At 75.3% G+C, this 1,412-nt stretch carries 1 protein-coding gene; it reads right to left on the minus strand.

The window, feature by feature from the left end:
* A partial coding sequence (locus tag ACWEN3_RS46570) for a GAF domain-containing protein (protein WP_452984501.1) occupies positions 1-1,412 on the minus strand: 1,412 nt, incomplete at both ends.

Here is a 1,412-nt window from a genome sequence, read left to right on the forward strand (position 1 = left end):
GCCGACCAGCTGGCCGAGCTGTCCGGCGGTGACGCGGGCCGCCTCACCCGGCCCGGTGCCGTCGTACGGCAGCAGCAGCACCACGGCGCCCTCGTGTTCCGCGCTGACGCTGCCGCAGCCGAACAGGTAGCGCACGGCGGCGTCGGCGAGCCGCTCCCGGGCCGCGGCGCCGGTACGGGCGACGAGCAGTACGTGGGGCCGGTTGAGGTCGATGCCGAGGCGGAGGCCCCGGGCGACCAGGCCGGCCGGGTCGCGGTCGGGTGCGGTGAGCAGGTCCGTGAGCAGATCGCCGCGGACGCGGTTCTCGGTCTCTGCGACCGAACGCCGCAGCAACAGCAGCAGGGAGGTCACGACGCTGCTCCGCTCGAACAGACGCCGGTCGGGGCCGTCGAGTTCCGGCCGCCCGTACAGGACCAGACAGCCCAGCAGCTCCTGCCCGGCCAGCACCGCGCAGACCCACCGCCCGTCGCGGAACACCGCGTGGGCGGCCGCGCGTGAGCTCTCCGCGTCCGCGACCAGCGCCGCCGCCTCCTCGGCACCGGCGCCGTCGGGGTCGCCCGTGCCCCTGGCGAACGCGCCGCCGCCCCCGGCGACCGTGTTGAGCGGCCGCCCGGAGCCGTCGTGGACCGCGACGTCACCCTTCAGCAGACCGGCCACGGCGGCGGCCACGTCCGAGACGTCGCCGCCGCGCAGCACCAGGTCGGTGAGCCGGTCGTGGGACTCCTCGGCACGCTGCATGGCGGCGGAGTGCTCCCGGATCACCGCGTTCGCCTCGGCCAGTTCGGCCAGCGCGGCCCGGGCGTCGGCCATGGCCTTAGCGGTGTCGATGGCGATGGCGGCGTGGTCGGCCAGCGAGCACAGCAGGGCGACCTCGTCGGGGGAGAAGGTGCGCGGTGTACGGTCCGCGGCGAAGAGCGCGCCGATGACCTGGCCGCCGCTTCCCGACCCCAGCAGCAGCGGCACGCCGAGGATCGCGACCAGGCCCTCGTCGAGGACGCCGGCGTCGATGGTGCCCGTGTGCAGGAAACGGTCGTCGGTGCGGTAGTCCGGGGAGGCGTAGGGGCGGGCGGTCTGCGCGACCAGGCCGCCGAGGCCCTCCCCGAGCTGCAGGCGCAGGTGCTGGAACAGCTCCGACACCGAACCGTCGGTGACCCGCATGTAGGTGTCCCCGGCCTCCTCGTCGGGCAGCGTGAGATAGGCCGTGTCGGTGCCGAGCAGCATCCTGGCCCGCCGCACGATGGAGCGCAGCACGGCGTCGAGGTCACGCAGCGCGGCCAGGTCTCCGGCGGTGTCGAACAGCGCGGTCAGTTCCGCCTCGCGGCGCCGGTGCTGGCGCAGCGAGGTCTGTACGCGCAGCGCCGCCTCGGTGGCCTGCTCGACCTCCGCGAGGTCCTGGGCGGTGGCACCGCTGC

Source organism: Streptomyces sp. NPDC004561 (genome assembly GCF_053602155.1).